The 23,966-nt window shown below is 52.4% G+C and carries 26 protein-coding genes and 1 tRNA gene; 18 read left to right on the forward strand and 9 right to left on the reverse strand.

Features of this window, described 5'->3' with window-relative positions; translation table 11 throughout:
• Window positions 1–3 precede the first annotated feature (3 nt).
• The 4 genes from EYC87_RS18530 to EYC87_RS18545 all read left to right on the forward strand — a co-directional run bounded on the left by EYC87_RS18530 (window position 4) and on the right by EYC87_RS18545 (window position 4,008).
• On the forward strand, window positions 4–405 hold the full coding sequence (locus EYC87_RS18530) for a hypothetical protein (RefSeq protein WP_279254209.1): 402 nt from the start codon (window positions 4–6) through the stop codon (window positions 403–405).
• A 111-nt stretch (window positions 406–516) separates the two neighbouring features.
• Complete coding sequence (locus tag EYC87_RS18535) at window positions 517–1,860, forward strand: undecaprenyl-phosphate glucose phosphotransferase (RefSeq protein ID WP_279254233.1); 1,344 nt, start codon at window positions 517–519, stop codon at window positions 1,858–1,860.
• Window positions 1,861–1,880: 20 nt separating this feature from the next.
• On the forward strand, window positions 1,881–3,029 hold the full coding sequence (gene glf, locus EYC87_RS18540) for a UDP-galactopyranose mutase (RefSeq protein WP_279254210.1): 1,149 nt from the start codon (window positions 1,881–1,883) through the stop codon (window positions 3,027–3,029).
• Between the two features lies 1 nt (window position 3,030).
• Window positions 3,031–4,008 (forward strand): glycosyltransferase, encoded by a 978-nt coding sequence (locus EYC87_RS18545; protein WP_279254211.1) that lies wholly within the window; start codon window positions 3,031–3,033, stop codon window positions 4,006–4,008.
• A gap of 1 nt (window position 4,009) precedes the next feature.
• Here EYC87_RS18545 and EYC87_RS18550 read toward each other — a convergent pair whose 3' ends face one another.
• Together EYC87_RS18550 and EYC87_RS18555 are read right to left on the reverse strand one after the other, a co-directional pair.
• Entirely contained in the window at window positions 4,010–4,720 is a 711-nt protein-coding gene (locus EYC87_RS18550; RefSeq protein ID WP_279254212.1) for an ABC transporter ATP-binding protein, read from the reverse strand.
• Window positions 4,720–5,499, reverse strand: a complete 780-nt coding sequence (locus EYC87_RS18555) for an ABC transporter permease (RefSeq protein ID WP_279254213.1) — start codon at window positions 5,497–5,499, stop codon at window positions 4,720–4,722. The genes EYC87_RS18550 and EYC87_RS18555 overlap by 1 nt, the downstream gene beginning before the upstream one ends.
• A 118-nt stretch (window positions 5,500–5,617) precedes the next feature.
• Here EYC87_RS18555 and rsmA point away from each other — a divergent pair, with 118 nt between their 5' ends.
• From rsmA to EYC87_RS18575, 4 genes are read left to right on the forward strand one after another with little or no spacing between them, the layout of a single operon-like run.
• The gene (rsmA, locus tag EYC87_RS18560; protein WP_279254214.1) at window positions 5,618–6,424 is read left to right on the forward strand and encodes a 16S rRNA (adenine(1518)-N(6)/adenine(1519)-N(6))-dimethyltransferase RsmA; all 807 of its coding nucleotides are present in this window, start codon (window positions 5,618–5,620) and stop codon (window positions 6,422–6,424) included.
• Window positions 6,405–6,818 carry a Co2+/Mg2+ efflux protein ApaG gene (gene apaG, locus EYC87_RS18565; protein ID WP_279254215.1) on the forward strand — a complete coding sequence of 138 codons (414 nt, stop codon included), beginning with the start codon at window positions 6,405–6,407 and terminating at the stop codon, window positions 6,816–6,818. Before rsmA ends, apaG begins: the two co-directional genes overlap by 20 nt.
• Window positions 6,819–6,822: 4 nt before the next feature.
• A complete protein-coding gene (locus EYC87_RS18570) occupies window positions 6,823–7,647 on the forward strand; it encodes a symmetrical bis(5'-nucleosyl)-tetraphosphatase (RefSeq protein WP_279254216.1) in 825 nt (274 codons plus the stop codon).
• A gap of 22 nt (window positions 7,648–7,669) precedes the next feature.
• Window positions 7,670–8,923, forward strand: coding sequence for a multifunctional CCA addition/repair protein (locus EYC87_RS18575; RefSeq protein ID WP_279254217.1), 1,254 nt, complete (start codon window positions 7,670–7,672; stop codon window positions 8,921–8,923).
• 45 nt (window positions 8,924–8,968) lie between these two features.
• On the opposite strand, the gene EYC87_RS18580 is transcribed toward EYC87_RS18575, so the two are convergent.
• The 4 genes from EYC87_RS18580 to tsaD all read right to left on the reverse strand — a co-directional run bounded on the left by EYC87_RS18580 (window position 8,969) and on the right by tsaD (window position 11,271).
• Window positions 8,969–9,259, reverse strand: coding sequence for a CCDC90 family protein (locus EYC87_RS18580; RefSeq protein WP_279254218.1), 291 nt, complete (start codon window positions 9,257–9,259; stop codon window positions 8,969–8,971).
• Window positions 9,260–9,371: 112 nt separating this feature from the next.
• A complete protein-coding gene (folK, locus tag EYC87_RS18585; RefSeq protein WP_279254219.1) occupies window positions 9,372–9,878 on the reverse strand; it encodes a 2-amino-4-hydroxy-6-hydroxymethyldihydropteridine diphosphokinase in 507 nt (168 codons plus the stop codon).
• Complete coding sequence (folB, locus tag EYC87_RS18590) at window positions 9,878–10,234, reverse strand: dihydroneopterin aldolase (protein ID WP_279254220.1); 357 nt, start codon at window positions 10,232–10,234, stop codon at window positions 9,878–9,880. Before folB ends, folK begins: the two co-directional genes overlap by 1 nt.
• Entirely contained in the window at window positions 10,234–11,271 is a 1,038-nt protein-coding gene (tsaD, locus tag EYC87_RS18595) for a tRNA (adenosine(37)-N6)-threonylcarbamoyltransferase complex transferase subunit TsaD (protein WP_279254221.1), read from the reverse strand. Before tsaD ends, folB begins: the two co-directional genes overlap by 1 nt.
• Before the next feature lie 203 nt (window positions 11,272–11,474).
• On the opposite strand from tsaD, the gene rpsU reads away from it, so the two are divergent.
• From rpsU to EYC87_RS18630, 7 genes are all read left to right on the forward strand, one after another.
• Entirely contained in the window at window positions 11,475–11,690 is a 216-nt protein-coding gene (gene rpsU / locus EYC87_RS18600) for a 30S ribosomal protein S21 (RefSeq protein WP_007228251.1), read from the forward strand.
• A gap of 18 nt (window positions 11,691–11,708) precedes the next feature.
• On the forward strand, window positions 11,709–12,164 hold the full coding sequence (locus EYC87_RS18605) for a GatB/YqeY domain-containing protein (RefSeq protein WP_279254222.1): 456 nt from the start codon (window positions 11,709–11,711) through the stop codon (window positions 12,162–12,164).
• Between the two features lie 167 nt (window positions 12,165–12,331).
• Window positions 12,332–14,290 carry a DNA primase gene (dnaG, locus tag EYC87_RS18610; RefSeq protein WP_279254223.1) on the forward strand — a complete coding sequence of 653 codons (1,959 nt, stop codon included), beginning with the start codon at window positions 12,332–12,334 and terminating at the stop codon, window positions 14,288–14,290.
• Window positions 14,291–14,506: 216 nt separating this feature from the next.
• The gene (rpoD, locus tag EYC87_RS18615; protein ID WP_279254224.1) at window positions 14,507–16,324 is read left to right on the forward strand and encodes an RNA polymerase sigma factor RpoD; all 1,818 of its coding nucleotides are present in this window, start codon (window positions 14,507–14,509) and stop codon (window positions 16,322–16,324) included.
• Between the two features lie 569 nt (window positions 16,325–16,893).
• Window positions 16,894–17,421 (forward strand): fasciclin domain-containing protein, encoded by a 528-nt coding sequence (locus EYC87_RS18620; RefSeq protein ID WP_279254225.1) that lies wholly within the window; start codon window positions 16,894–16,896, stop codon window positions 17,419–17,421.
• 156 nt (window positions 17,422–17,577) lie between these two features.
• Window positions 17,578–18,657, forward strand: coding sequence for an NAD(P)H-dependent amine dehydrogenase family protein (locus EYC87_RS18625; RefSeq protein ID WP_279254226.1), 1,080 nt, complete (start codon window positions 17,578–17,580; stop codon window positions 18,655–18,657).
• On the forward strand, window positions 18,658–19,266 hold the full coding sequence (locus EYC87_RS18630) for a hypothetical protein (protein WP_279254227.1): 609 nt from the start codon (window positions 18,658–18,660) through the stop codon (window positions 19,264–19,266).
• Here the strand turns inward: EYC87_RS18630 and EYC87_RS18635 are convergent.
• A complete protein-coding gene (locus tag EYC87_RS18635; RefSeq protein ID WP_279254234.1) occupies window positions 19,237–19,893 on the reverse strand; it encodes an alpha-ketoglutarate-dependent dioxygenase AlkB family protein in 657 nt (218 codons plus the stop codon). The genes EYC87_RS18630 and EYC87_RS18635 overlap by 30 nt on opposite strands.
• 145 nt (window positions 19,894–20,038) lie before the next feature.
• On the opposite strand from EYC87_RS18635, the gene EYC87_RS18640 reads away from it, so the two are divergent.
• Window positions 20,039–20,581: a hypothetical protein gene (locus EYC87_RS18640; protein WP_007228112.1), complete on the forward strand. Its 543-nt coding sequence runs from the start codon at window positions 20,039–20,041 to the stop codon at window positions 20,579–20,581.
• A 117-nt stretch (window positions 20,582–20,698) separates the two neighbouring features.
• On the opposite strand, the gene EYC87_RS18645 is transcribed toward EYC87_RS18640, so the two are convergent.
• Window positions 20,699–21,898: an MFS transporter gene (locus EYC87_RS18645; RefSeq protein WP_341474999.1), complete on the reverse strand. Its 1,200-nt coding sequence runs from the start codon at window positions 21,896–21,898 to the stop codon at window positions 20,699–20,701.
• Between the two features lie 137 nt (window positions 21,899–22,035).
• Window positions 22,036–23,343 carry a serine hydrolase domain-containing protein gene (locus EYC87_RS18650; protein ID WP_279254229.1) on the reverse strand — a complete coding sequence of 436 codons (1,308 nt, stop codon included), beginning with the start codon at window positions 23,341–23,343 and terminating at the stop codon, window positions 22,036–22,038.
• Between the two features lie 78 nt (window positions 23,344–23,421).
• Here EYC87_RS18650 and EYC87_RS18655 point away from each other — a divergent pair.
• Together EYC87_RS18655 and EYC87_RS18660 are read left to right on the forward strand one after the other, a co-directional pair.
• A tRNA-Ile gene (locus EYC87_RS18655) sits at window positions 23,422–23,498 on the forward strand.
• A gap of 190 nt (window positions 23,499–23,688) precedes the next feature.
• On the forward strand, window positions 23,689–23,966 hold a 278-nt coding region (locus EYC87_RS18660), incomplete at its 3' end, for a transposase zinc-binding domain-containing protein (RefSeq protein ID WP_279254230.1).

The raw sequence follows: 23,966 nt of genomic DNA on the forward strand, positions 1-23,966 counted from the left end.
CGCATGAAGAGCCAAACAAATAAACGTGTATTACTGCATATTGGAGGATATAAGACTGGCTCCACCGCAATCCAACGCTATTGTCACAGCCACCGAAATGAGCTTGAAGGAGTTGGAATACACTACTTGACCAATGCCAGGCCAAAACACAGCGACTCAAACAGCCACAGTGTGCTGCCGGGATCTTTATTAAAGATGGTGGGCGAACCGACACCGAAATGGTATCAAGACAAAGCCAACCTTGAGCAGGTTATAGCCAATTGTCGTAGTGAGATAGAAATGACAAAAGCCCCTGCAATACTTTTTTCTTCTGAAGAATTCGCTGTTCTACCACTCTGCTCAATGGCTAAACAACAGGTTATAAAGGCTTTGTTAGTCGAACTAGTGAATATGAACCCGAAGTGAAGCCACTTTTGGCAGACCTCTCGGGATTGCGGAATTATTTAATAAGAGCGTAATCAAATAATGCAACGATCGGGCTACCTACACGAACATTCCGACCTACTTCTGTGGGTTATGCGCGCTTCAGACCTACTGCTATCTCTCCTGAGCTGCATTGTTGCATATTTCATTGTTTTTTCAGATTCTTCGCCACCGAGTTTTTTACTCTACCAAGTGGCTGTCATCATGGCCTTGCTGCTGCAGCTGGTCACTTTTCAGGCAAGTGAGCTCTATCGTGCCTGGCGCGGGGAATACCAGCTGGAGGAGTTCACCCAGCTGTTGCTGGCGTGGACAATCGTATTCGGCACACTGATTTTCCTGTCGGTCATTACCAAAACCTCTGCCAATTTCTCTCGCGCCTGGCTGCTGATGTGGTTCACATGCGGCTACGGCGCATTGATGGTGCAGCGCTTCGTACTGCGACGGATACTGCGCAGAATGCGCGCCCGCGGGTTTAACCTGAGACATATTGTGATAATAGCGGAGGGTAAAACAGGGGCAAAGGTTTTCAACCAACTGCGTGAAACACCGGAAGCCGGCTTCAACATCCTCGGCTACTATTCATCCTCGCCTCCGCCGCCTGCACCTGATTCGATTGCCACCGGCAGTCTGGAGCAGGGCATCCAGTTTGTGGCGCACCATCATGTCGATCAGATCTGGCTTGCCATGCCCTTGCGCGAGGAGAACCTGATCGAGGAGATTATGGCTAGATTGCGCTATGTCACCGCCGATATTCGCCTTGTACCAGACCTGTTCGGCTACCGACTAATCAATCATTCAATCAGCTCCGTTGCCGGCATGTCGGTTATTAATCTCTCGGTCACGCCAATGGATGGCATCAACCGCTGGATCAAGGCGCTGGAAGACAAGGCAACTTCACTGCTGATTCTGGTGCTGATCAGCCCTCTGATGCTGCTAATCGCCCTGGCGGTCAAGCTTAGCAGCCGCGGGCCGGTCTTCTACAAACAGACTCGCCTAAGCTGGAATGGCCGCGAATTTGAAATGTACAAGTTTCGGACGATGCCGGTTAATGCCGAGGACAAGAGCGGACCGGTATGGGCCACCAGTGGCGAGAAACGGACTACCAATGTAGGCCGATTCTTGCGCAAGTCTTCACTCGACGAACTCCCCCAGTTCTGGAATGTACTCAAAGGCGACATGTCTATCGTCGGCCCCCGGCCGGAGCGAAAAGTATTCGTGGAGCGGTTCAAGGACGAGATTCCCAGCTACATGCAAAAGCACATGGTTAAAGCCGGCATCACCGGCTGGGCCCAGGTCAATGGCTGGCGCGGCGACACCGACCTGCAAAAACGAGTTGAGCATGACCTATATTACATAGACAATTGGTCCCTCGGGCTGGACCTGAAGATCATTTTTCTAACCCTATCCCGGGGCTTTGTCCACAAAAACGCATACTGAATCGAGCGACTCCAACACTCATGACACATTTCGCCGCTATCGGCGCCGGCTTTTCCGGCGCAGTCATCGCCCGCACCCTCGTCGAAGCGGGACACCGGGTAACTGTGTTCGATGCTCGCACCCACGTCGCCGGCAATTGCCACACCGAGCGGGACCCCGAATCCGGCGTAATGGTGCATAAATACGGCCCGCACATCTTTCACACCGACAACGAAAGAGTCTGGGAGTACCTGAACCAATATACCGAGTTCATGCCCTACACCAACCGAGTCAAGACCATCAGTGGCGGCAAGGTTTACTCCCTGCCAATCAACCTGCTCACCATAAACCAGTTTTTTGGCGAGGCCATGTCACCCGCCGAGGCCCGGGCATTTATTGAAAAACAGGCCGACCTGAATATAGAAGATCCGCAAACCTTTGAAGAACAGGCGCTACGTTTTGTCGGCAAGGACCTCTACGAGGCCTTCTTCAAGGGCTATACACAGAAACAGTGGGGCTGTTCACCCACTCAATTGCCCGCAAGCATTCTCAAACGACTGCCCGTGCGCTTCAACTACGACGATAACTACTTCTTTCACAAGTACCAGGGAATGCCGCGCGAGGGCTACACCGCAATTGTGGAGAAAATACTCGATCATCCCAATATTTCTGTACGCCTGAGCACCCCCTTTTCCCGGTCGCAGGTCAAAGACTACGATCACGTGTTCTACAGCGGCCCTGTAGACGGCTATTTTAATTACGAACTGGGTCGCCTTGGCTACCGGACATTAGATTTCAAGGAGATTCGCACTGATGGTGATTATCAGGGTTGCGCGGTGATGAACTACGCTGACGAGTCAGTGCCCTATACCCGCATAGCCGAACACAAGCATTTTTCGCCCTGGGAAGAGCACGATAAAACAGTCTGCTTTGCGGAATACAGCCGGACTTGCGAATCGGGCGATATACCATATTACCCTGTTCGCCTTGCGCAAGAGCAGACCATGCTCAGAGACTACATAAAAAAGGCTCGAGCAGAGCCGGGGGTCTCATTTGTCGGGCGCCTTGGCACATATCGCTATCTAGATATGGACGTGACCATTGCTGAAGCAATGCACCTCGCTGAGTCGTTCCTAGAATTAACCGCAAAAAATAATCCCGTACCTGCTTTTTTCAACGAGCCAATCTAACGTGGTAGACGAACGATCTCTAGCGGCAGTTATAGTTACTTTTAACCGACTAGAAAAGCTGAAGCGCACAATCGAGCACACATTAATAAACAGGTTTGACTTGGTTGTCGTGGTCAATAATGCCTCTACAGATGGAACTGCTGAATGGCTAGAAAGCCTTGAAGACGAACGTTTAATCGTTCTTCACAGTGAAAAAAACCTTGGTGGAGCCGGAGGCTTTAGTCAGGGATTTAATCATGTGGCCACCGAACTCCCTGAAATCCAATGGCTGGTTTGCTTCGATGATGATGCTTGGCCTGAGCTTGGCGCAGTCACACAGTTTCAAGAGTTAGAAATACCCAGCGACGTAGGATCGGTCGCCGTCGCTGTATATTTGCCTGATGGAGAGCAAATTAGTGAAATGAACAGGCCCAGCGTCAATCCATTCTGGCACTTAAAAAAATTCGTTGGCACAACACTCAATGGTCGCAAAGGGTTTCACGTAGGCGATAGCGATTACCACGGGAACGAGGTAGTGGAAGTGGATTCTTCTTCTTTTGTGGGCTGCTTCATAAGAGTAGAGAACATCCGAAATGGAGCGATCGGGCTTCCCCGGAGCGAGCTTTTCATTTATGCCGATGACATTATTTATGTATTGGAATCCAGGAAGGCAGGGTTCCGCCACTTCTTTGCTCCATCCATCCGATTCCGACATGATTGTGAAACACTCGTTAATCAACAGGATGTGTATCGCCCACTATGGAAGGTCTATTACACTTATCGCAATCGTCTTGAGTTGTTTCGCATCGCTTCTGGGTTCTTTTACCCTTTCGTACTCCTTATTAAAGTACCTAGTTTCTTTTTAAAATTCCGGTTCTACGAAAAATCAGAGCAGAGGATGTTTTTCAGCATCACCGCTCGAGCAGTGTGGGATGGTATTAGAAGAGACTTCAGAAAGAAACACCATGAAGTCTTGGCGTTTAGCAAATTGAAAGAATGAGCTAACTCTTCAATGATTTTTGATATTGAGCGATAACGGACTTCGGGTCACCGGCCGCCTTGACCTGACCACCATCTATCCAAAGCACTCGATCACAAAGGCTGCGCACCTGCGACAGGGAGTGAGACACAAAAACAACCGTCTGATCTCCACCTATACGTCCTTTCATTGCGCTCTCGGCCTTTTTTTTGAACTCGGCATCACCCACGCTGAGTATTTCGTCGACCAACAAAATATCTACATGCGTCAGCAGAGCCGTGGTGAACCCAAGCCTAGACTTCATACCCGAAGAATATGTCTTTACCGGTTCTTCAAACGAATCACCGAGCTCCGAAAAATCTCTGATATCGTCAAGATAACCTGTCGCTTCATCTTTGTTGGCGCCCTGCAGCATTGCCGATAACATGGCATTATCGCGACCACTCAGGTCAGCTTTGTGGCCCAAACCAATGGTTAACAAGGAAGCTGTTCTTTCAGGGCGCTTGCTTATCTCACCACTCGACGGCGCGAGAATACCCGCCATAATCCGCAACATCGTTGTTTTACCCACACCGTTACGGCCGATGATACCTAGCGTCTCATTTTCATAAAGCTTGAAGGACACCGAATCGAGTACATAATGGACACCATCATTGAAAGTATCTTTACTGGATTGGAAGCTGAGAGATACATCCTTCAGCTCCAACATCACTTTTCTTTCCGTCTCACTCATCAGGTCAACACCTTCAAAGCCAGGTACTGGCTATTTCGACGCATAAAACTGATGGTCAGAAAAATCACAGCAGCGGCCACTAAGGCTATCGCCAATAGGTGCAGCGCATCCGGGGGGTTTTTGTGCATCAGCACCTGCCGGTGCGCGTCGATCATAAAGGCCAGAGGGTTATACGTAAGGAGCAATTCAGCCTTTTCCTGACTCTTGAGTTCTCTCACATCCCAGAAAATACCAGACGTAAACAAGAGAAAAGTCATTCCCAAAGGAATAAGCTTTTGAAAATCTCGAAGGATACAAACAAGGCAAGAACCCACCAGTCCGCAGGCAACGATGAGCAGATACATGACGAGAGCGATTGGGATCATCCATAACCAAACTGCGCCTGGGTAAGCACCGAAAAATATCAAAATAGTGAACAACAATAGATAAACCGTCGATTGGCGGTAAAGACTTTCCTGAATAGCGGACATAGGCCACAGTGACTTGGGCATGTCGATCTTGCTCACTAAGCCCTGGCTGGCGACTATACTGCCCGAGGCTTGCAGCACCGTTTTGGAAAACCAGATAAAAGCAAATTTCCCGCAGGCCAGGAAAAGAATGAAATCTCCTGATTTTCTTTCGGTGTCGAGAATCAGGTTAAACACCACAAAAAACACACCCACCCACATCAGCGGCTCCAGAAACCACCACAAGATGCCCAACTTGAATTTAGAGTTATCCGCTTTGAGAAGCATGATCGCCTGAACATTAATAAGGCTGAAATATTGGCGGAGGGTCATATTACTGTGCTGATGTCCTTTTGTTAGGGTCCCGTGAGTTCAGTGAAAGTTTAACAGAATTCCGCACGGAGAAAGCCAGAAGAGTAGTATTCATATTAGCTACCGGTACAATACAGCAATGCCAAAGCAAGCTCTCAGTCATATTCCCCGCAAACGCTTCGGTCAGAACTTTCTGATTGACCAGGGAGTGATCAGCGGTATTGCAGCCGCCATTAATCCCAGAGAAAGCGACCACCTGGTTGAAATTGGTCCAGGCCAGGGCGCTCTTACCGAAATGTTGGCCCCCACAGGCTGCAGACTCGACGTGATCGAACTGGATAGAGACCTTATCGCTGGTTTGTTGGCAGCTTTTAGCCTCTACGATGACTTTAAACTCCACAGCGCCGACGCTCTCAAGTTCGATTTCGCTGCGCTGGCAACTAACAATAAGCCCCTGAGAGTTGTCGGCAATCTCCCCTATAACATCTCAACCCCCCTAATTTTCAAGCTCCTTGAAAATACCTTCATCATTCGAGACATGCACTTCATGCTGCAGTTGGAGGTTGTGCAACGTCTGGCTGCCTCGCCTGGAAGCAAGCATTGGGGTCGCCTGGGAATTATGACTCAATATCACTGTCAGGTTGAACACCTGTTTGACGTTCCCCCTACGGCCTTTAACCCGCCGCCCAAGGTTCAGTCTGCAATTGTTCGCCTGGTGCCCTATAAAGAATCCCCCTGGCCTGCGTGTGAGGAGAGCCAGCTGCGGAAGGTGGTACAAATCGCCTTCGCACAGCGACGCAAGACTTTGCGCAACAACCTGAAAGGCCTCATCGATACCGACGAATTGGAGCGGCTAGGTATTGACCCGGGCGCCAGAGCTGAGACACTAGCGCTCACTGAATTTATTGCCATTACAAACGCTATCCATGCAAAAGACGCCATTTAATCCCGCCCTGGTTGGGGTCAGAGTAGTCACCACGTATCTGCCTAGCCATTCCAACCCTGCAGACGGTCACTACACCTACGCCTACACGATTACGGTTAGCAACGGCGGCAATTTGCCAGTGCAGCTACTTTCGCGGCACTGGCTGATTACCGACGCCAACGATGAGGTACAGGAAGTTAGAGGCGAAGGAGTCGTGGGAGAACAACCGATTATTCAGCCGGGAACATCATTTCGTTATACCAGCGGTGCGACACTCACTACCGAGATAGGCTATATGGAGGGCAGTTATTTTATGGTTGTTCGAGAACCGATGAAGGTGCCTCCTGATGAGTTACCCACGTTCGAAGTAACCATTCCTGCCTTCACTCTGCACACTCCTCACGCACTCAACTGATTCGATGTCGACGTACGTAGTTGGAGACATTCAGGGCTGTTTGCAACCCCTCAAATGCCTTCTTCGGGAGGTTAAGTTCGATGTCAGTCATGACACGCTATGGTCTGTAGGTGATATCGTAAATAGGGGGCCCAAGTGCCTGAAAACTCTACGATTTTTTTATAAAATGCGAAAAAATCTGGTCATGGTTCTGGGTAACCACGACCTTCATTTGCTTGCGGTTGCAGCCGGTGTTCGCAGACCCAGCGGGTCAGACACACTCGATGAGATTCTTGCCGCACCAGATCGGGAAGAATTACTGCACTGGCTACTTCATCGGCCTCTTATTCATCATGAATACGGCTATACCATGGTGCACGCGGGAATCCCTCCCCAGTGGAGCATTAAAAAAGCCATCAAACGGGCCCGAGAGGTTGAGACTGTTCTGCGCAGTGATCGCTGCATCGACTTTTTCAAAGCCATGTATGGCAATGAGCCTGCGGTGTGGTCCAAAAAATTAGAGGGTATGGAAAGACTCAGGGTGATTACAAACTACCTGACGCGCATGCGCTACTGCACTTCCGATGGCATTCTCGACCTTGAGAGTAAGGGTGTGAACCCAATACCCGGGAAGCAGAAAGTGTCTGCCTGGTTTAGCCACTCCGAGCGTAAGGCGCGAGACGACAAGATCATCTTCGGCCACTGGGCTTCTATTGAGGGCCAGACCGATACGCCTAATGCCATCGGACTGGATACGGGCTGCGTTTGGGGCGGTGCGCTATCGTTTTATTGCCTGGAAACAGCTAAGTGGACCCAGTGTAAATGCAAGGACGGCAAGTGCCAGGATTGAGCTTAGTCGTTACACTAACCCCATGAAAATCTACCTTGTCGGCGGCGCTGTGCGCGACGCTCTCCTGAATTACCCTGTGCACGAACGCGACTGGGTAGTGGTGGGTGCCACACCAAACGAGATGCTCGAGCTTGAGTATCAGCAGGTAGGCAAAGACTTCCCCGTTTTTCTGCACCCGCAAACCAAAGACGAATATGCCCTGGCCCGCACCGAGCGCAAATCCGGCCATGGCTATACCGGCTTCGCGGTGCATTGCGCGCCGGATGTGACATTGGAGGAAGACCTTCTGCGCCGGGACCTGACCATCAATGCGATGGCACAGGATGAAGATGGTTCCATTATCGACCCCTATGGGGGCCAGGAGGACTTGCAAAGCCGGGTGCTTCGCCATGTATCGGATGCATTTGTGGAAGACCCTTTGCGAGTGCTGCGCACTGCGCGGTTTGCCGCCCGCTATGCGCATTTGGGTTTTAGTGTGGCACCAGAAACTATGGCGCTGATGGCGGAGATCACACGGCAAGACGAACTGGCCCACCTGCCGGCAGAGCGCATCTGGGTTGAGCTGGATCGCGCGCTGAGTGAGCGCAATCCGGAGGTATTTGTAGAGGTACTGCGTGAGTGCGGAGCCTTGGCGAAGCTGCTTCCGGAGTTGAATGCGTTATTTGGTGTGCCTCAGCCTGAGGCACATCATCCTGAAATCGATTCGGGCTTACATACGCTTATGTCCTTGCAGCAAGCGGTGAAATTGGGTGGTTCTGAAGATGTGCGTTTTGCCGTGCTTTTGCATGACCTAGGTAAGGGCATCACCCCCGAAGAGGAACTACCCCGACACATTGCCCATGAATTTCGGGGGATCAAGCTGGTAAAAGCGGCCTGCAAGCGGCTGAAGGCGCCGAACCAGTACCGGGACCTGGCACTGAAGGCCTGCGAATACCATCTGCATAGCCATCGGGCGATGGAATTGCGGGGTAAGACCTTGTTGAAACTACTGAGCGCGACGGATGCCTTGCGCAGGCCAGATCGGTTTGAGGCGTTTTTGTTAGCCTGTGAGGCGGATGCGCGAGGGCGACTGGGGCTGGAAGATAAGCCCTATCCGCAGGGAGGTTATCTTCGGGAGGCCAGGGAAATTGCGCTTGGGGTGACGGCTGGGTTATTTCCTGGGGTGGAGGGTAAGGCTTTGGGGGAGGCTATTGCTGATGAGAGGGTTCTTAGGTTGGACAGTTATAGAAATAGTGCTGGATCCCGCAATGGCGGACCACCGCCTCCGCCGGGATGACTAGTGTCGCGGGTATGACCAGGCGCTCCCGGATGGTTACAAAGATCAGTAGCCGATCAGGCCAGAGATGGCTGGAATTACGTTACTGGCAGCGATTATGGCCAGCATCCAGCTGTGCAGATTAATCTTACTATCCAAAATAGCAAACCTAGCATCGAACTTAACATCTTGCTCCGCTAAACGCGCATTCAAGTAATCCTTGGTCACCACGCTATCTATATTCAATAGCAACGCTTCTGCCATAAGTTCAGCCTGCACTTCTGCTTGACGGTCGGGCACGCCGGCCTCAGTCAGGCGGCGGGCAAACCTAAGTGTATCAAATACTATGGCTGCCACGGCAGTTGCTCAGATGAATGCTGCTGGTTACATTTTCCAGCAACAGCCGAGCTACTACGAGATCAAAAGTGACCAATCTTCGTTCCTCGTGAGCGAATTCCAGCACAAGTAATCAGGAGATTGACCGGCCTCTCCAAGAAAACTCGATCCGAGAAATTATCTGCTTGCCGCAGTCAAACCCCTCCCAAAGTACCGCGTAGTTCCTGCCATCAGACGGGTGCACCTCATCCGGCGCCACATCCGCCAGCGGCTGCAACACAAACGCATTCTCCAGAATCTCTCCACGAGGCAGTTCAACCCCATCAATCACCCCGACTAGGTCGTCATAAGTGAGAATATCGATATCCAGTTGCCTTGAGCTGAACCGGGAGGCCTTCTTGGGGCGACCATGTTCATATTCTATGTCTCGGAGCCGTTTTGCCATCTCAGCGAGGGTCAAATCGGTATTCACGCCCACCGCCATGTTATAAAAAGCAGTGCCGTCGAAGCCTATGGCAGCAGATTCGTAAACGGGAGAAAGCTCCATTTCGCCGAACAGGTCCTCCAGCGCATCTAAACCAGCGGTGATGTAGCGCTCGCGCTCTATATTGCTGCCAAGGCCGAGGTATACGCGGGCCATCAGGTTCTGCTCCCACGCTCGATAATAACGCCTACGTCATTTGCCTCGGCGACTGCCCCCGGTTTGCTCAGTTTCAGCCGCAGCCAGGGAATATTGAATTCGCTCAGGACAATGTCGGCGACCCGCTCGGCCAGGGTTTCAATCAATTCAAACTCACTGGCCTGAACATAGGCCAAAATGCGTTTGGAAATGGCGTCGTAATCCACGGCATCGGCGATGCCATCGGTGGCTGCTGCGGCGCGGTTATCTGACGCCAATTCAAGGTCCAACACCAGAGTTTGGAGAATTGAACGCTCCCAGTCGTAAACCCCGATGACGGCATCGATCTTTAAGCCTTCTATATATACGGTGTCCATCAGGCAGCGCCCTCTATAGGTGGCAGCTCTTCCATCGGCCAGCGGGGGCGTACGCGAGTGTCTTCAGTGTCCACCTGCCCTGCTTGCAAGCGCTGGGCACCTGCGTAGGCGATCATGGCGCCGTTATCGGTACAAAAAAGCGGTGCCGGATAGAACACTTGTACCCTTTCTTTGGCTAAAGCTCCTTTAAGCCCTGCTCTTAAAGATAAGTTAGCACTGACTCCGCCTGCCATTACCAGGGTCTTTAAACCCTCCTGTTTCAGCGCTCGGCGGCATTTAATGACTAGCGTGCTAACCACGGCATCCTCAAAAGCACGGGCGATATCGGCCTTGTCCTGCTCTGTCAGTTCACCCTTCTCGCGGCAGTTTGCGACTGTATTGAGGGTGAAGGTTTTCAAGCCACTGAAGCTAAAATCCAGCCCGGGCCGGTTAACCATGGGGCGGGGAAAGTCAAAACGCTCGGAATTACCGCTTTGCGCCAAACGGCCTATATGCGGGCCACCCGGATAGGGCAATCCCAGCATTTTGGCGGCCTTATCGAAGGCTTCACCGGCTGCATCGTCCAGTGACTCACCCAACAAACGGTATTGGCCTATTCCGTCCACTCGCACCAACTGGGTGTGACCGCCGGAGACCAACAGCGCTGCGAAAGGGAATTCAGGATGTTCTTCTTCGAGCATAGGCGCCAGGAGGTGACCTTCCATGTGATGCACGCCCAACGCGGGAACACCCCAGCCCCACGCCAGCGATCTGGCCAGGGTAGCGCCTACCATTAATGCACCCACCAGGCCGGGGCCGGCGGTGTAGGCCACGCCATCAATATCGGCCGCGGTGACTTCAGCTTCCGCCATCACTTCTTCTATTAATGGAAGCGTCTTGCGCACATGGTCGCGGGAGGCCAATTCCGGCACTACTCCGCCGTATTCCACATGGATATCAATCTGGCTGAACAACGCGTGTGCCAGCAGGCCGCGCTCTGTGTCGTACAGCGCCACACCGGTCTCGTCGCAGGAGGTTTCCAGGCCCAGAATGAGCATTAATCGGCTCCAAAATCACTATCCGCCGCATGATACTGGCTGGTACTGCCCCAAACCAGAGAAATTGGCCGCAAATTACCGAATCGGAGTCGGTCAGACCCTTTGCAAACACCCCCTGATCGGTATAGAATGCGCGCCCTTTCAGGCTTTCACTGGCTATTTGCCGGTGGTTGTTACAAAAATTTGAGACAGGTACAGAGTTAATGCCCCACATCAAGATCAAGGAAAACGAGCCCTTTGACGTAGCACTGCGTCGCTTCAAGCGTTCTTGCGAGAAGGCCGGTGTTCTGGCTGAAGTTCGTAAGCGTGAGCACTACGAGAAGCCCACCACAGTTCGCAAGCGCGCTGGCGCTGCAGCTGTTAAGCGTCACCTGAAGAAGCTCTCCCGGGAAAACCGCAAGCGCGTACGTCTGTACTAAGCACTGGCATCCCTCCCTATGAGTGACCAGTCGCTAACTGAAACGATCAGGGCCGCCATGAAAGCGGCCATGAAAGCCAGAGACAAACAGCGACTGGGTACTATCCGGCTGATTCAAGCCGAATTCAAACGAATCGAAGTCGACGAGCGTATCGAAGTAGATGATGCTCGTGCGCTGGCCGTACTCGATAAAATGGTCAAGCAGCGTCGCGATTCCGCTCAGCAGTACACTGACGCCGGCCGCACTGAGCTGGCTGATGTCGAAAACAACGAAATTCTCGTTCTGCAGGAATTCCTTCCTGCGCAGCTCAACGAAGACGAAATCATCGCCATGATTGATGAAGCCATTGCCGCATCAGGCGCCACTGGTATGCAGGCCATGGGGCCGGTGATGGGGCAGTTGAAGCCCAAGCTTGCTGGTAAAGCGGATATGGGTAAGGTGAGTGGGCTAGTTAAAAGCCGCCTTTCCACCTGAGCGGACCGATCCCGGAGATTTGGCTCCCGGGACCGCCAAAAAGCAGACATCCATGTCAGGCTCGGCCTCGCACATCCATGTGCTCGGACGCCCCGGCAACAAAATCTCCGGCATCTAACCTGCTTCCACCGTATAACCCAGCGTCTCAATAGCGTTACAATCATTCTATGGCCGGACGCATTCCCCAAACGTTTATCGATGACTTGCTGGACCGTGTCGACATTGTCGATGTGGTGGATCGGCGGGTGAAGTTGCGTAAAACCGGTAAGAATTACAGCGCTCGCTGCCCTTTCCACGAAGAAAAAACGCCCTCCTTCTCGGTCAGTCCCGACAAACAGTTCTACTATTGCTTTGGCTGCGGTGCCGGCGGCAACGCCCTCGGCTTTGTTATGGATTACGAGAACATAGAGTTCCCGCAGGCCATTGAGACGCTGGCCAACAGTGTGGGCATGGAAGTACAGCGGGAGGCGAACAGCGGCGGCCCGGCACAGGCCAAACGTGAAGAAACCAACAAGTCGCTGTACACCTTGATGGAGCAGGTCGCTAATTTCTATAAACAACAACTACGGCAGCATCCTGAACGGAGCAATGCGGTTAAGTACCTCAAGGAGCGTGGACTCACCGGGCAAATCGCTAAACAGTTCGGCATGGGATTCGCGCCGCCGGGCTGGGACAATTTACTCACAGCCCTGGGGGAAACCGAAGACAAGAAAGCCCTGCTGATGAAAGCAGGCATGCTGGTGGAAAATGATAAGGGTCGCATTTACGATCGCTTTCGTGACCGGGTGGTGTTCCCGATTCGCGACCAGCGTGGCCGGGTCATCGCTTTTGGCGGCCGGGTACTAGGCGACGACAAACCCAAATACCTCAACTCTCCTGAAACCGACATTTTCCAAAAAGGTCGAGAACTCTATGGGTTTTACGAGGCCCTGCAAGCCAACCGCAAACTCGAACGATTGTTGGTAGTTGAAGGCTACATGGACGTAATCGCCCTGGCACAACACGGCATTACTATCGCCACCGCCACCCTGGGCACAGCCACCAGCAACGCCCACTTGGAGCGTATTTACCGGCGCTGCCCGGAAGTCATTTTTTGTTTCGACGGTGACGAAGCGGGTCGCAAGGCAGCCTTTCGGGCACTGGAAGCCGCCCTGCCCTGCATGGAAGACGGCCGCCAGGCGCGCTTTTTGTTTCTGCCCGAGGGCGAAGACCCGGACACGGTGGTACGCAGCGGTGGCGCGGAAAAATTCGAAGAATTACTGGCTGGCGCTACGCCGCTGGATACCTTCCTGTTCGATTCGATGGCTGAAGGTCTCGACACCGGCAACCTCGACGGTCGCGCCCGCCTGAGCAAGCTGGCATTACCGCATATTCGACTGATGCCGGAAGGTGTGTTCAAACAGCTGATGTTCCAGGCATTGGCAGAAAGAACCGGCCTGGAACTGGAAAGCCTGATGCGCCTGGAAGTTCCGCCACCCCAACCCAGTGCGCCTGCGTCCTACTCAGGCAGATCCAGTGACCCTGGCTATCACCCCGGTCGAGATCAGTCAGGTGGAGCAGAGCAACATCGCTATCAGGATGGCGCTCCGTCTTTAGGCGATGAGCAATACCCAGAGCTGGACATAGATGATGATAAAGCCGGCCCTCGCCAGCGCGCCCCCAATTCTCAGCAGCAGGCCGGCTATTCCAATCTGGCCCAAAGCGCCATCGCTCTAATCCTGCACCAACCCGAAATTGCGCGGCAAGTAAAAGCCGGGGGCCTGACAGAACTGAGCGGCGATAATGTCGCTCTACTGGCCGAACTCATCGACCTGGTGCAACGTCGACCTGAGTCTAACACCGGCATGTTGCTAGGCCACTGGTATGGCACGCCTGAAGGCGAACTGCTTAATCAACTGGCGGGCCAGGAACGGCTAATTCCCACCGCGGGCATTGAGCGACAGTTCAACGATATTATCTACAACCTCGCTCATCACCTGCCGCAACAATCAAAACTTGCCCAGCAGGTCGACAAACTGAAACTCACCAACTACGCTGAAGTCAGTGAATTGGAAAAGCAACGTCTGAGGGAATTACTGCAAGAAAAGCTGCAGCGCGACGCTGAACGAAACCGGCGCGATCACTAGTCCGGGGCTGCTCAAAAGACACATCTGCCTGGACGCAGAACCCGTTGCATTTGTCCAATTAGCCCCCATATAACAAAAATCATAGAGTTGGGGCGATTCAGGGTCTAAATGCCCAGAGATCCACTAAATGAACAGGCTTTTATGTAGTTAAGCCACTGTTATCCGGTTATAATCGCCGGCTGATTTTTTTTCGCTTCTTCCAAAGGTGTCACCTTAATGACTGACGTTGTGAACCAACAATCCCGCCTGAAAGCCCTGATTGCCAAGGGTAAGGAGCAGGGCTATCTGACCTACGCAGAGGTGAACGATCACCTCCCGCAGGATATTTCCGATCCCGACCAGGTTGAAGACATCATTCAGATGATCAACGACATGGGCATTCAGGTGTTCGAGCAGGCGCCAGACGCCGACGAACTGCTGATGACCGAGGGCGATCGCTCTGCTGATGACATCGCCGCTGCCGAAGCCGCCGCCGCGCTGGCCGCCGTTGAAACGGAGGCAGGCCGCACCACCGACCCAGTGCGCATGTATATGCGAGAAATGGGCACCGTGGAACTGTTAACCCGCGAAGGCGAAATTGTAATCGCCAAGCGTATCGAAGAAGGCATACGCGAACTCTTATCTGCCCTCGCCCTTTACCCCGGCGCAGTAAAAAGTATTCTCGACGAATACGAGCTGGTCACCAAGGAAGAACGCAAACTCGCTGACATTATGGTCGGCTATCTGGATCCGGCCCAACACGTGCCCACCGCTGCTGAACTGGCGGAGGCCGCGCAGGCCAAGGCTGATAAAGCCGGTACTGACGAAGAAGAAGAAACGGACAACGGCCCAGATCCAGTAGAAGCCAAAAAGCGCTTCACCGCACTCAAGCGACAGTACAACAAGACTGAAAAAGTCATCGCTGAAAAAGGTCGCACCGACGCCGCTGCCATTAAAGAGATGGAAAAGCTGGGCGAGCTATTCAAGTTCTTCAAACTGACTCCGCGCGTGTTTGATCCTATCTGTGATACACCACGCAACATTCTGGCTGCGGTGCGTGACCAGGAGCGCGAAATCATGCGCATTGCGATCAAGGTCTGCGGCATGCCCCGCAAGGACTTTATCAGCACCTTCCAGGGGTCGGAATCCGATCTCAAATGGCTGTCTCGCCAGGCGCGCAAGAAAGACTACGGACCCAAGCTGAACGCCGAAAAAGAAATCATTCATCGCTTGCAGCGCCGTATTCAGGCCATTGAAGGGCAATGTGGTCTGCAGATTTCTGAGATCAAGGAAATCAACCGCCGCATGTCCATGGGCGAAGCCCGTGCTCGTCGCGCCAAGAAAGAAATGGTCGAGGCAAACCTGCGCCTGGTAATTTCCATCGCCAAGAAGTATACCAACCGCGGCCTGCAATTCCTGGACCTGATTCAGGAAGGCAACATCGGCCTGATGAAGGCCGTCGACAAGTTCGAATATCGCCGGGGTTACAAGTTTTCGACCTACGCTACCTGGTGGATTCGCCAGGCGATTACCCGCTCCATTGCCGACCAGGCGCGCACTATCCGTATACCAGTGCATATGATTGAGACCATCAACAAGCTCAACCGTATCTCACGCCAGATGTTGCAGGAAATGGGTCGCGAACCCACTCCGGAAGAGCTTGGCGAGCGTATGGACATGCCAGAAGACAAGGTTCGCAAGGTACTGAAAATCGCCAAGGAGCCCATCTCCATGGAGACGCCCATCGGCGACGATGAAGACTCCCACCTGGGCGACTTCATTGAGGACAGCACCATTTCCTCACCAGTTGACTCCGCCACGGGCCAGGGTCTGCAGGAAGCAACCAAAGACGTTTTGGCTGGCCTCACCGCGCGCGAAGCCAAGGTACTGCGCATGCGTTTCGGCATCGATATGAACACCGACCACACCCTTGAGGAAGTGGGGAAACAGTTCGATGTCACTCGAGAGCGTATTCGCCAGATCGAAGCCAAGGCACTGCGTAAGCTGCGCCACCCGACTCGGTCTGACTACCTGCGCAGTTTCCTGGACGAATAAACCTGTCAAAGCACCACTTTTAAAGCCACCTGTAGGTGGCTTTTTTTGTGCCTGCCAAACACCGCATAGGCTGCTTCTTATACAGTGGTCAAAGCCGACCAAATAGCGGCATGCATGGGCGTAACGACATTGACCCCCCAATTGCGGTCCTACTGGCGCGTTTTCCTTGCCCTAAAATTGGCACTAAGTTCATACATCGCCAATTATCAATTGAGATGACCAAGCCCGTAAAACGCTGGATGGCCTGTAACTCCATTAAATAATTTTCCTTTATGGCAAAAATAAATATGAACCTACCAGCACGAATTGGCTTCACGATTCGGCAAACAATTCAGTTAGTTACAGTAGAAATCAGTCTCTCACGCCCTTGCAACATAAAAGCCGCCCTTAGCGACAAAAGCTGGACAAGCTTATATTCGATAAATCCGACAGAAAAAACTGCCCGTAATTTTAATCATGTAACTGCTGCCGAGACTGCAAGTTGGACTGCCTGGCTCGAACCGACAGTGGCTTACTATGGAGACCAATAACAAAACACATTGAAGCTGTTTAAAGCTACGGAGCACAATATGAAAACAACCCTAACCTCACTTGCCGCAACTGCAGCACTTTCGTTGACAATGATTTCCGGTGCGAACGCCGACAGCTTCGGCGATTGTGCGAGTACAAACGCTGTTACCTTCGACGGTTCAATCGTTGACGCAGCGATCGCCACGCCTGCACTTAGCACTCTCGTCCACCTGGTCGTCGCAGCTGATCTCGCCGACGCATTAGCCACTACCGAAAACATCACGGTCTTCGCTCCCACCAACGATGCATTTGCTGCGTTGCCTGCTGAACTGGTCGACGTCGTAGTCGGCAACACAGATCTTCTTACCGCGGTACTGACCTATCACGTGACCACCGGACAACAAGACCCACGTAAAATGTCCGCCAATATCGCAACCCGCCGTGCAACACTCAACGGGCAGTCGGTGTATTTCGGTCGCGCAAATGGTGAAGCTCGCGTAAACATGGCTGAGGTAAGCTGCCAACCGGTCAAGACCGACAATGGGATTGTATGGGTGATCGACAGCGTTTTGTTGCCGGCACTGTAAACTGCTTTCAGCACCGTTAAAAGCCGCCTCAGGGCGGTTTTTTTGTGCCCGGGTGTTGAAGTCTGTCACTTGAATTGGTCGCAGCAATACAGTAACTATTGGTCCCCATGGCACCTGAGGGCGTACACTATTGCAATAAGAGTAAGGATCAATGCCATGAGTAAGAACGTTATCGTCTGGGGTACTGGTAATGTAGGCCGGCCCGCCATCAGGGCGGTGCTGTCACACAGCGCACTAAACCTGCAAGCAGTGATCGTTTCTGATGACAGAAAAGCGGGCCAAGACGCTGGAGAAATAGCCGGGATCGACGTTTGCGGTATTACCGCCACTCAGGACTGGCAGGCAGCAATCACCGAGTCTGTTGATGCCGTCGTCTATAGCGCCACAGCAGATACTCGACCCGAAGAAGCGATTGCCGAAGTGATTGCCTGCCTGAACGCAGGCATCAATGTGGTCGCACCGGGCCTTTATTTTTATCTTGACCCTCAGTCAACACCCCAGGAAGCACTCGCGCCTATAGAGGCAGTTTGCAAGGATTCTGGAGCATCGCTATTTGTGTCAGGCATAGATCCAGGATGGGTCATGGACATGTTGCCTGTTGTATTGAGCGGCGCCGTGGCTGGCATCACTGAAATTCGAACTCGAGAGATATTTAACTACGCGCTTTACGATCAGCCCCAAGTGGTCCGCGAAGTCATTGGCTTTGGACAACCCATGGAGGAGTTGCCGATGATGTTGCACGACTTCGCTATCGATATGGTGTGGTCGCCGATGATCAAACTGATAGGCCGCGCCCTACACAAGCCGGTCGAGCGCGTACAGATCAGCGTACAGCGCAGGCCATTGGAAGAGACCGTTGAGGTGGCAGGCATGGGCACTTTTAAGCAAGGTACCCAGGGCGCCTTTAGATTTGAAGTCATCGGCTATCACAACGAGAAGCCGCTTTACGCGCTAGAGCACATCACCCGCATAGATGATAACTGCGCTCCAGACTGGCCTTACCCACCTCAAGGCCAAGGCTGTCACCAGGTTATTATTAGTGGCAGTCCCAACCTGGAGGTCAGCGTACACGGCCATGACCCAGTGGAGCCAGGCATGGCGGGAGGCGGTAACTCATCAGCAGCAGCCTGGCTGGTCAATGCCATTCCCGCCGTCTGCGAAGCTCGCGGCGGGATTGTGACGATGCTGGATTTGCCTAATATCAATGGAGCCGCCCAACTCCAGGGAGCTAGTTAAATGGAACAGCCACAGGAAGCGTTTGAAAAAATGGCGAGAGCGCCAGCGACACTGCTCATTAAGCAGGCCGCGGTGCATTTAGCCCTATGGGTTATAGCACTATCATTATTTGCAGCCGCAGACAGCTGGAGTCAACTCACGGGGTGGACATTGGCCACGCTGCTCACCGTTCTAACGGGTATTGCCGCAGGTTTTCTCACCGTCAATCTAGTGCATGAATGGTTTCATTATTTGGGTGCAAAATTCAGTGCAGCCGACTACACAGTGAGGGATAAGCCCAGCCTGTTTGTCTTTGATTGGAATTTTGAAAAAAACACCCTGAACAAATTCTTCAGCATGAGTGTTGCCGGCACCGTTGGTGGTGTATTGGCCTTGTGGGCTGTTTTCAGTGCGGTAGACACGGACACCGCCGGCCGTGCAGCGCTGGTGGCAGGTGCAGCGGCAAGCTTCGCTTTTGGTTCGATCATCGAATGGCCGGTTTTAATGCGCACCCGTCGCAGCAAAAACCCCATGTCGGAGTTGGCAAAAATTAATCCCAAGGTACTGGGCAGAGCCAGTGCCGGCAGTGCAATCGCCGGACTACTTTGCTGGTGGGCCCTGATCGGGTGAAGCCTTGCGCGGATAAATCCGCCTGAAGGTTAAATTAACCCTGGGACCACAGGGTCGGGAAATTTTTCGGATACCATGCTTCCAGTACTGCTGGGTTACCCCTTGCATCCTCAGCACGCTGGCGTTGGGCAACACCACATTCAGCGGTTTAAGCTCTTTACGTTGCTTGTGTTTAAAGTAAAGTGTGCGCTCTTCACCCAAACTCAAAGACGCAATACACGGCTCGGCCCCCAGTTCTGGCTCGTCATCCGCATGCAGCCCCATAGAGTCAGCGCCATCACGATAGAAGTTCAACAGCACGCTGTTGAATGAGGAGGCACATAAAGTTTCTACCGACGCCTTCAAAGTAGTCAGTAGGGGTGTCCAGGGAATCGGCTGATATTGCTTACCAGAGTATGCGTACTGGGCCTCTGGGTCTCCATACCAGGCGATCAATCGTGGTTGCAGATGGGTCTTTCCGTAAAGCCGAATCGTCTCCTGAGACCATGGAGTCTCATCAATGAGACGAGCGAGTAGCTCGGCGGAGTCAAAGCCCAGCGCCACCTCAGGGAATAAAACCAAATCGGCCTGCTCCAGCGGTAAAGGTTCACCTCTTAAGGCGTCAAATAACGTATTCTGGGAGTCCATCACTTTCAGGCTTGCTCGTCTCTAACGTTCATTATGACACGTGATAAAAATACAGTGGTTGCCATGACTCAAACTAGTTGCGACTATTAGTGAACAAAAATCATAGCAGCCGGCCAACAGCCCGCTCTCTACTTTTAGTTTTACTATGACTCAGCACGAATACGTCTTTGTAGCGATATCTATCATCCTCGGCCTGGCTATTACTCGGCTATTGCACTCCGTTGCCATGTTAATCCGGGTCCATCGCGATGTTTCCTTTCACTGGTCCACTGCGGCCTGGGGGATTTGCGTTCTGGCCTACGTATTGCAGTTCTGGTGGGTAGGCTGGGGGCTACGTGACCTGGAGGCCTGGCACTTTGGTGATTTCGTGGTTCTGATCATTGGAGCTATTTGCGTCTATGGCGCCGCCGAAATGGCACTGCCGGTACCTGAGGGATCTGGAAATCTGGACTTTTTATATCATAGCCAGGGACTGGGCCGACTTTCTTGCCTGTCGATGCTGCTGTACTTTCTGGTGGGTCCCTACGTAAATGTCACCATGTTTGGGAACCCGCTGATGCCATCGCTGGTGCTGCCTTTAGCAGGCATGGCACTGACTGCACTGATGATTGCCGTTCCGCGAATTTTTCCACTGCTCACACTGCTATTCGTCGGCTATTCCACTTTAATATTGGGGCTGACGGCCTGAGCCAGGCTGCCTTACTGAGACAGGTCAAAACATCGTTGACCTCTTGTGCCTGACACCGCAAAGCCCCGAACCTTATACCGAGTGGGCAAAACCTGTCCACAGACCGATTAGCAAGCTTTAGCTTGAAAACCGCGTTTCCCTGCCCTGATCAGGAGCATCAGGGATAAAACTGCATAGAACCAACGACGATACTGCAATTGCTGAACCCACCAGAAAAACAGCACTGGGAGAAGTGAGCCACAGAATACCCAGTAGAGCCGGTATAAAAACAGCGGCTATGTGATTGATGGTAAAACTGACACTGGATGTAGCTGCAATATCTTTAGGATCAGAGATTTTTTGAAAGTAAGTATTAATCGCTATCGATAGCGCGAAGAATAAATGATCGACGATATACAGGCCTGCCGCCACATTTGCATTCTCAACAAAGGCATAACTGCTGAACACAATAATCAGTCCCACGTATTCAACACGCAATGCGCGGCGTTCCCCCACCCTGCCTACCCAGCTACCAATACGTGGCGCAAAAAACAGGTTAAACACATAATTGGCGAGATACAGCAGACTGATATCGGCTGCTGAATAGCCGAACTTCTCCACCATCATAAAGCCGGCAAAGACCATAAAAATTTGCCGTCTTGCCCCGCTCAGAAACGTCAACGCGTAGTACAGCCAATAGCGACGGCGAAAAATCAGCTTCTTGTGCTGAACCGCCCCCTCAGGGAAATGGGGAAAGGCAACCCACAGGGCCAGGGTGATGACAACGCCTATGCCACCGGCCAGTAAATACATAGCCGTAAAACCAAAACCCACCCATTCCATGAGTAACCAAATACTGCTGTAGGCCAGCAAGGCTCCTGCCGCCTTTACCGCCATCGCCTTACCCATGAAATGGGGCGTCTGGGTTTTCTCTATCCATTGCAAGGTTAAGGACTTATTGATCGTTTCGAAATAATGGAAGCCCATAGACATGACTACCGTCGTAGCATACAGACCATAGGTGCTGGGAAAAAAGGGAGTTAGAGCAACGCCCACCGACATCACCAGTAAAGAGCCGAGAGCAAAACGCTGCTCGCGCACGACCAGCAGCACAAACACGGCGGTAAAAGCCAAAAAGCCAGGTACTTCACGCAAGCTTTGTAGCATGCCAATTTCAGCGCCAGTAAAGGCGGCGCGTTCTACAACGAAATTATTCAGCAAAGCCTGCCACACTGAAAACGTCAGCGGCATGATAAAGGCTGCTGCCAGCAAAAAATTCTGTTGCGACAGCGCTAGTCCAGATGCAGTGGATGAGCTATGAGTAGAATTGCGGGACACGATAAGAGTGCTGGCAGCCAATGAGCGAGAGGCTGCCAAGTCTACGTTAATGACGGGTAGCTGCCTATCTCAATAGGCGGCGCTTCGTACTCGGTACTGCGCATTCACCTTTTTATCAGACAGAAAGCTTTTGCTATTTAATCTGCGTGCTCTCGGGCAATTTTAGCTATGCATTTCAATACCTCGCCCTGGTATCGCTTGCCCCGTTCGTTAAATAAATCGAGGGTATGCAACGATGTCGGCACGAACGCAAACCCGATATCCAGTACAGGATGCCACTGAAAAATAGAACCGCCAAGCCCCATCCACCCATAAAAACCCTCACGGCCCTCATTAAAATCTCTTTCTGCTTGGGTGCTTTGCGCATCAGTTGGAGCGAAACAGTCTACGCCGCCCTGGGTAAACCGAGTGATTAACATACCTCCCATATTCGCCTTAAGAGGATGTTCGTGCATCGCCTTCCACGCAGATTCACTTAAGTACTCTCTGCCCGCCAGCCTGCCTCTGGCTGCCATCATGGCTGCAACTCTACCCAGCCCAAGAGCAGAACAAGTAGCATTGGCTGAGGGTGTTTCGCCTTTGGCGAAATTGGGCTCGTTAAAAATTTCCAGATTTTTCATCCCTACCAAGGGAGGTGGTGCACCCGCTTTTCTGCTCTTGGCCATTGACGGGACAATGCGAACCAGCCGACCCAGAATTTGAAAAATATTGTGCACGATACGCCTACCCATAAATTTGGGCCGCATGCTCAGCCATAACTGACGACCAAAGCCCAGGTCATGCACCTTGGACATACGCACACATTCATCTTCGTTAACACCGATGGTCACGTCAGCACCTAGCGGGCCACTAATCTCCTCTCGCAGGAACTCACCGATTGTGCGCCCAGCCGGATCAACTCTTCGAAACACCTCGTTGGCTATCCAACCCCGGGTAAGGGCATGGTACTCACGCTTTCCGCCGTTGCTCGAAGTGTAAGCGAGTGCATGCCCCTCAATGATTTGCCCTACCGCATTCTGCTTGATCTGTTTCGTAAACAAGTCTTCCATATCAATGGAAGTATCAAAGCTAGCTAACCCCGCCTCGTGCCGCATAAGATCTGCCACCGTCAGCTTGTCTTTCCCTTGCGCACCAAATTCCGGCCAGTAACGTGTAATTTCCGAGTCGTAGCTGAGCAGACCCTTACCCACCAGCCAAGCCATAGCAATCGCCTCCAGACTCTTGCCGCTGCTAAACACATTAATCAGTGAGTCAGAAGAAAAACTGATGTCATTCTCCACTGACGCCCACAGGTCCACCACCGCTTCGCCACGGTGATATACGCATAGCTGCGCACTGCGCTCTGCGAGGGTCCTCATCTGGTTTTCGAATAACTGCTGAACCGGTTCAAAACCGGGCGCTACCGTACCTTTGATTTCTATATGCTGTGTTGTATTCGTGCTCATCCATCACTCCATGGAGTTGTAATAAGGGGGGCTGTCCGTCGGACGATATCTTCATTATAATGCCGCCTCCCCGCAAGTGGGCCCATAGCTCAGTTGGTTAGAGCATCCGACTCATAATCGGCAGGTCGAAGGTTCAAATCCTTCTGGGCCCACCATTTTCTATAAATTTCATAGGCTTATAAGTGCTTAGAGCGTCCGACTATGGGTACTGACTCATAGATGGGAGTCGCGGGGTGTGACCAGATTCGCTCGAATATAACCAAGCGGCTGGATACTTCGGATGTTCCCCGCCAAAGCTCACGGCCCCAATGTGTTTGACTTCAACTCTGTTGGAGTCGACGCAGCATGCTGTCACCAGGCACAGGAGGGGCTGCCCCTGTTTATGGGCATGCCCTTGGTCACGCCACCTATGAACGCCATCGCCCCGAGCAGACACTGCTTTATCAACTTATCGAGCGCTATTGGCCCGAGTTTCAGTCGTATATCATTGATACAGGCCGTTGTTTACCTCGCCATGTCGCCCGAGAATTCAATGAGTATCTAGAGTGCGGGCGGCTCGAGAACGGGTTTCTGCGGGTCCGCTGTGAAGACTGTCATCGTGAGCACTTGGTGGCTTTCAGCTG

The sequence above is a fragment of the Candidatus Seongchinamella marina genome (assembly GCF_026262685.1).
Taxonomy (GTDB): Bacteria; Pseudomonadota; Gammaproteobacteria; order Pseudomonadales; family Halieaceae; genus Halioglobus; species Halioglobus marinus.